General features: G+C 55.5%; 5 protein-coding genes. All 5 read left to right on the top strand.

What is annotated here, in order from left to right; genetic code table 11:
• Window positions 1-447: 447 nt before the first annotated feature.
• The 5 genes from TH25_RS17400 (at window position 448) to TH25_RS17380 (ending at window position 6,840) form a co-directional block, all read left to right on the top strand.
• Window positions 448-1,506: a LacI family DNA-binding transcriptional regulator gene (locus TH25_RS17400; RefSeq protein ID WP_114089578.1), complete on the top strand. Its 1,059-nt coding sequence runs from the start codon at window positions 448-450 to the stop codon at window positions 1,504-1,506.
• A 32-nt stretch (window positions 1,507-1,538) separates the two neighbouring features.
• Window positions 1,539-2,885 (top strand): ABC transporter substrate-binding protein, encoded by a 1,347-nt coding sequence (locus tag TH25_RS17395; protein ID WP_114089577.1) that lies wholly within the window; start codon window positions 1,539-1,541, stop codon window positions 2,883-2,885.
• A 69-nt stretch (window positions 2,886-2,954) separates the two neighbouring features.
• Complete coding sequence (locus tag TH25_RS17390; protein ID WP_220151445.1) at window positions 2,955-4,283, top strand: carbohydrate ABC transporter permease; 1,329 nt, start codon at window positions 2,955-2,957, stop codon at window positions 4,281-4,283.
• A 186-nt stretch (window positions 4,284-4,469) separates the two neighbouring features.
• A complete protein-coding gene (locus tag TH25_RS17385) occupies window positions 4,470-5,534 on the top strand; it encodes a carbohydrate ABC transporter permease (protein WP_114089576.1) in 1,065 nt (354 codons plus the stop codon).
• A gap of 4 nt (window positions 5,535-5,538) precedes the next feature.
• The gene (locus TH25_RS17380) at window positions 5,539-6,840 is read left to right on the top strand and encodes an MGH1-like glycoside hydrolase domain-containing protein (RefSeq protein ID WP_114089575.1); all 1,302 of its coding nucleotides are present in this window, start codon (window positions 5,539-5,541) and stop codon (window positions 6,838-6,840) included.
• Window position 6,841: the final 1 nt, after the last annotated feature.

Here is a 6,841-nt window from a genome sequence, read left to right as displayed (position 1 = left end):
ACCTGACGCGATAGGTTTTTGCGGGTGTCCAAGTGCCTGCCAAGATTGTATAAAATTGTCCGCACTACGAAAAGATGCCAAAACAGCACCCTAAACGGGAAATTTACGAATCGCTGCACGCCAAACCCGTCGAATCGGGCCACAATGTTACAAACTTGCTACCATAAATAGCATTTCGCGTTTCGGCGATTCCGCCATCTCCACAAATGGCACACACCAAAACGGCAGCATCGACGCAGGCTGTTCCCACCCTTCGTTTTCGTGAAATAACATATCAAGCACCCTATCCCTTATCCGGCCTTTTATTCCTCTGCTCGGCCATCTGATGACTGTTATTTGACTTCCGAAAGCGCTTTCGGTACCGTTATTAACGCAATAAGGAAAACAGGCCCGGAAAATGTGCGCAAAAATAAAAACCCGCACATAACAAACCGGCGGGGAGGTTGCATGTCCGAATTACAGTCACGAAATGTACCCGTCACCATTGCCCGACTGGCCCGACATCTGGGGCTGTCGGCCGGGACTGTTTCGCGCGCCTTGAACAATTATCCCGACATTGCCGAAAAAACCCGCAAACGCGTGCAAAAAGCCGCCCTTGAACTGGGATACCGGCCTTCATCCAGTGCGCGACGCCTGGCACGCGGGATTATTGAAACCGTCGGCTTTGTGCTGCCCACCACCCGCAACCAGCATTCCGACCCGTTTCTGGCGGAAATATTAAACGGTCTGGCATCGGAACTTTCATTGCATGACTGGGACCTGCTTGTCGCGTCCGTGCCGAAGGGTCAAAACGAAATTGACGTCATTAACCGGCTTGCCGGTTCGGGAAAAGTCAGTGGTTTTGTCATTGCCCGTACCAGGCGTGAAGACGACCGGGTCAATTATTTGCGCAAAAGCGGCCTTCCCTTTGTCGCCCAGGGGCGCACCGACACGCCAGACGATTATTCATGGCTTGATATAGACAATGAACAGGCCTTTATGGATGCCGTAAGTTATCTGCGGGATCTTGGACATGCCAAAATCGCCTTTCTAGGCGGAGATCCGACCCTGAATTTTGCCTGGCAACGACGTAATGGCTACTTGCGGGCGATGGCCGACCAAAACGGCCATATCGGCGTTGGCTATCTGATTGACGGTGTCACCGACGAACTATCCGCGTTCCACGCCACCCGGCGTTTACTGACCATCACCGAACAGGACCGCCCCACGGCCATTTTATGCGTCACCGATGCCGTGGCCATTGGCGCAATGCAGGCCATTACCCATGCCGGACTGACAGTGAGCCGGGATATTTCAATTATGGGCTTTGACGGCCTGCCTATTGGCGAGGCTGTGCAACCCGCCCTGACCACCCTGCACCAGGACAGTTACGAAATCGGCCGCGAGGTGGGTCGCATGATTCTGGATTTATGCACCAATTCACCATCTGCCCCGACACAGACATTGTGGCAGGCCAAGCTGACGCCGCGCGCGTCGGTCAATCGGCCGGGAGGGAACCCGGCCTGAACAATACTGAACAATATAAGGGAGGCTTATTCATGACACTGAAATTTCCCCGTCTTCTGGCGATTGCCGCCATTGGCCTGATGGCCAGCACATCCATCGCCAGTGCCCAGTTACGATTCTGGACCACCGAGGAACAACCCGACCGCCTTGCCAAACAGCAGGAAATGGCCAAGGAATTTGAAAAGGAAACCGGCACTGCCGTCGAGGTTATTCCCGTTACGGAAACCGACCTTGGCAAACGCGCCACGGCCGCCTTTGCCGCCGGTGATTTGCCCGATGTGATTTACCTGACATTGCAATATGTGCTGCCCTGGTCGGAAGCAGGTATTCTCGACACAGTTGCCAATGACGAAATCGTCAAGGAACTGGGGCCCAAAACCTTTACCGCCAAGGCCCTGGAGATGGCGGATTTCAACGGCGAAGTTGCCGCCGTACCGTCAGACGGCTGGACACAAATGGTGCTCTATCGCAAGGATCTGTTTGACGAAAAGGGCCTGGCCCCGCCCAACAGCTATGCCAATATCGAAGCCGCGATTAAGGCCCTGCATAATCCGCCCGAAATGTATGGCTTTGTTGCCGCAACCAAGGTGGATGAAAACTTCATGAGCCAGGTGCTGGAGGAAGTCTTCCTTGCCAATGGCGCCACCCCGATCAAACCCGATGGCAGTATTGGTTTTGATAAAAAGAAACTGGTTGAATCGCTGAATTTCTACAAGACCCTTGCCAAGGCATCCCCCCCGGGGGACCTGTATTGGAAGCAATCCCGCCAGGTTTATTTTGCTGGCAAGGCCGCGATGATCATCTGGTCGCCCTTTATCCTTGATGAGCTGGCTGGCCTGCGCAACAGCAGCCCGCCCACCATCAATGATGATCCGACCTCCACCGAACTGGCCGAAAAAACCGGCATCGTCACCCGGCTTTCGGGACCATCGAACAAGGACGGGGCCGCCTGGGGCGACATTCGCTATTTTGGTGTCACCGCCGATGCCGATACCGACCCGGCGATGAAGTTTGTCAAATTCTCGCTTGATCAGGGCTATACCCAAACCCTGTCGATAGCGCCCGAAGGCAAGTTCCCGGTGCGGACCGGCACCAAGGATGACCCGGAAAAATTCCGCAAGGCCTGGATGACCCTGCCGGTGGGTGTGGACCGCAAAAAACCACTATCCGACATTTATTCAAAGGATGTGATCGATAACCTGATGAATGGTCTGGACAATGCGGACCGCTGGGGTGTGAAGGAAGGCAAACTGGCCGAAGCATCGCGCATCATCAATTCGCAGGTCATCAACCGCCTGACCCGCGAATTTATTGACGGGGAACGCAGTGCCGATGAAACCGCCGATCTGATCAACGAAGAAATCGCGAAAATTCAATAAGCGTTTCCAATCACGCCAACAACCGGCCGGGGGCTTCGTGGCTCCTGGCCGGGATGACGAGGCAGGCCCATGAACACGGCATCAACCAACACCCCACCACAATCTCCCGCAAAATCTCCGGTACCCGGCGGCAAAAAACGCCGCATCGGCCCGATGGAGAGGCGTGAAGCCCGGCTGGCTTACAGCCTGCTTTTACCAACCTTCGTCATTGTGCTGGGCATTGTGCTATTTCCACTGATTGCCAATTTCTGGATTTCGGCAAAACCCGTGACCCTGGGTGATCTACGGGCCCCCCGCATCATTGCCTCCGAACGCTTGCGCGGGCATTTGGAAAAGGCGGGTGATGAAGCCAAAATCGAATATCGTTTACGCAATTCATCGCAAACCGCCGACATTAAAAACGTCACCCTGACCGATACCCTGCCCGCCGGGTTAAGCCTTGCCAAAGCAGATTCCCATTGCCGCGTCGAAGATCGCAAAATTTCCTGCCAATTGGGGGACTGGAAAGGTGGTGCGCGCGAACGACTGTCGATTGGGGTCAAGGCGGACCAAAGCTATATCGATAATCCCGTCCGCCCGCGCGTAAGCGAGCCTGTCCTCAGCGGCACAGCAGACAATATTCTGACCAACAGCGAATTCACCTTTGACAATTTCATCAATGTTTTCAATTCGCGGGAATTCTGGTCGGTTTTTTGGGTGACGATTGCCTATACCGTTTTTGGCACCGGCGGGGCACTGGTATTGGGTCTGTTTGCCGCCCAATTGCTCAATAAAAAATTCGCCGGGCGTTCCATCCTGCGCGGACTGTTTCTGTTCCCCTATGTCGCCCCGGTCATTGCCGTTGCCTTTACCTGGCTGATTTTGCTGGACCCGTTTTCCGGCACCTTTAATGCCATGCTGCAAAAAATGAATATCGCCCAGGAAGGGATCAATTTCTTTGGCTCCCGCTCCGTCCCTGTCACCTTCTTTGGCATCACCTTTGAATTTCCCCTCGCCCTTGCCACCGTTATCGCGTTCGAGGCCTGGCGGTATTTTCCACTCTCTTTTCTGTTCATTCTCGCCCGCATGCAGTCCATTTCATCAGACATGTATGAAGCTGCCGAAGTAGATGGGGCAACCCCGCTGCAACAGTTCTGGCATATCTCGCTACCGCAGCTCATTGGCATTCTATCCACCCTGTTTTTGTTGCGCTTCATTTGGACCTTTAACAAATTCGACGACATCTTCCTGCTCACCGGCGGGGCCGCGGGCACCCGCACCTTAACTGTCGATGTTTACGAACAGGGTTTTGCCCTGTCCAATCTTGGCGCGGGGGCTGCGGTGGCCGTGGTCATTTTCTTCATGCTGCTGATTTTCGCCGTTGTTTATTTCCGCTTCGTCCATCGCGAGGATTCCTGACATGCGTATCGGAACCGGTTTTCTTCTTGCCATTCTGTCCGGGCTGTTTTGGGGGATACTCGCCATTGCCATTGCCGGCATTTCCCTAACACTGATTTCCGGCCTGCCATCGGCCCCGGTGCTGTCGGCCGGGGCCGTGGCGGGGGCCGGCAGGGCCGCCAGGGGGCCGTCAGTGCCGCCATCATTATGTTGCGCAGCCCCAAACTGCGCACCAACGGGCTTTATCTGGCCGCCTTTATGGGGGCCATCATTGCCATGCTGGGCTTTTCCTTTGCCGCCCCCTTTACCGAACCCTTCACCAGTGCGCCGGTGGGCCAGGCGATTGCCATTGCCATCATTGCCGGTGCCGTCACCCTGGCAAACCGCGCCTGCCTCGAGGACATCGAAAGCGGCATGCTCACCCGCTATAAAATTGATGTTGTGATTGTGCGGGTGTTGCGCGGTTTTGGCTTTGTCTTTTTCACCGTCATCGTGGTACTGCCCTTTTATGTGATGCTGATGACCAGCCTGAAAAGCCAGCAAAGCCTGTTTCAAAACCCGCTCGATCTTTCGGTGGATTTATCGCAAGGCAGCGCCAGCCTGTTTAACAGCTATGTCGAACTGTTCACCAAGTTCCATTTTGGCCGTTTCCTGCTGATCTCGACCATCGTTTCGGTCTGTACCGTTATCATCACCCTGGCCTTTTCCATTCCCGGGGCCTATGCGGTGGCGCGCCTGCGCTTTCCGGGGCAAAGTGTTTTATCAAAATCGGTCTTGCTGATTTATCTGGTTCCCATGATCGTGCTGGTCATTCCGCTTTATTCGGTCTTCAGCCAGGTCGGCCTGCGCAACTCAATTTTGGGCCTGCTGATTGTTTATCCCGCCACCACAGTGCCGGTCGCGCTTTATATGCTCCAGGGCTATTTCCGGGGTCTGCCGGTGGAGCTGGAAGAAGCCGGGCTGATGGATGGTTTGGGCCGCTTGGGCGTGATCTGGAAAATCACCCTGCCGCTGGCTCTGCCCGCTTTGGCATCGGTCTCGCTTTATGTGTTCATGATCGCGTGGAACGAATTTTTGTTTGCCTTCATGTTCCTTGATGATCCCAACATCTTCACCCTGTCGCGCGGCGTGGTCTCGCTTAATTCATCCGAAGTCCCGCGCCAGCACCTGATGGCGGGTGCCGTTGTCGCCACGATCCCGATTTTGGTGATCTTTTTGTGGTTTGAACGGTTCCTGGTGCAGGGCCTGACCTCTGGCAGCGTGAAAGGGTGATGGCATGATTGATCCCGAAACGACGGCCCAACTTGATGACGAAGCGCGTCACATCCTGCGCGCCAATGACAAGGAGGGCTATACCGTGCCCACCAAGGGGCTTTATCCCTTTCAATGGAACTGGGATTCCGCCCTCACAGCCCTTGGCATTGCCACCTATGATGCCAACCGCGCCTGGCAGGAAATTGAAAAACTGCTCTCGGCCCAATGGGATAACGGCATGGTGCCGCATATCGTGTTCTGGCAGCACGAAGAAGGCTATTTCCCCGGCCCCGGCGAATGGCAAAGCGGCCAGACCCCACCCACATCGGGCATTACCCAGCCCCCTGTTGCCGCAACAGTCGTGCGCCAGCTTGCATCATCCCTGCCGGGCGATCATGGCGCGCGGGTTACGCCCATGCTGCACGCGCTGGACCGCTGGCACCAGTGGTTTGCCGATGCGCGTGACCCCGATGGGCGCGGTGTGGTTGCCATCATGCACCCGTGGGAAAGCGGGCGCGATAACCTGCCAGACTGGGACGAACCATTATCCCATGTCGATACATCCACTGTCGGCACGTTCCTGCGTCGCGATACCCAAATAGTGAACGAAGCCGAACGCCCCCAAAACCACGACTATGATCACTATATGGCGCTGGTGCAGTTTGGCCGGAACTGCCAGTGGGATGTTAAAACCATTGCCGAAACCTGCCCCTTCTGGGTCGCCGAACCCGCCATGAATGCTATTTTACGCAGGGCCGAACGCGACCTGGTCGCCCTTGCCCTGCAATTTAACCTGCCTGAAATCGCCCGCCGCGCCACCGCCCGGCTGGCCCGGCTTGGTCAGGGTTTTAATCAGCTTTGGTCCGATGACGCGCAAGGTTACGTTACGCTCAACCTGCGACATGATAAAAAAGACAATCGTTTAACATCAGGTAGTTGGTTATCCTTATACGGAGGACCGGAAAACGATAATCGGGCAAAGGCACATTATTCAACCCTGATGGAATGGCGCCGGAAAATCAGTTTTACGGTTCCCAGCTTTGACCCCAACGATGCGGCATTTGACGATATCCGATATTGGCGCGGCCCGGTATGGGCCATGATCAACTGGATGATCGCCACGGGCCTGGCCGAGCATGGCCGACACGACCTTGCCGAGATGATTGCCAACGATACCGCCGCCCTGATCGCAAAATCCGGCTTTCGCGAATATTTCAGCCCCGTCACCGGCCAGGGTGGTGGCGGCAAGGATTTTTCATGGACCGCCGCCATGTGGCTTTACTGGGCCTCGCCCACGGCACGACCAAAAACGGAGACACCATAAA

This window comes from Thalassospira profundimaris, from assembly GCF_003326755.1.
Classification (GTDB): domain Bacteria; phylum Pseudomonadota; class Alphaproteobacteria; order Rhodospirillales; family Thalassospiraceae; genus Thalassospira; species Thalassospira profundimaris_B.
This window is presented reverse-complemented; position numbering and strand designations above follow the sequence as displayed.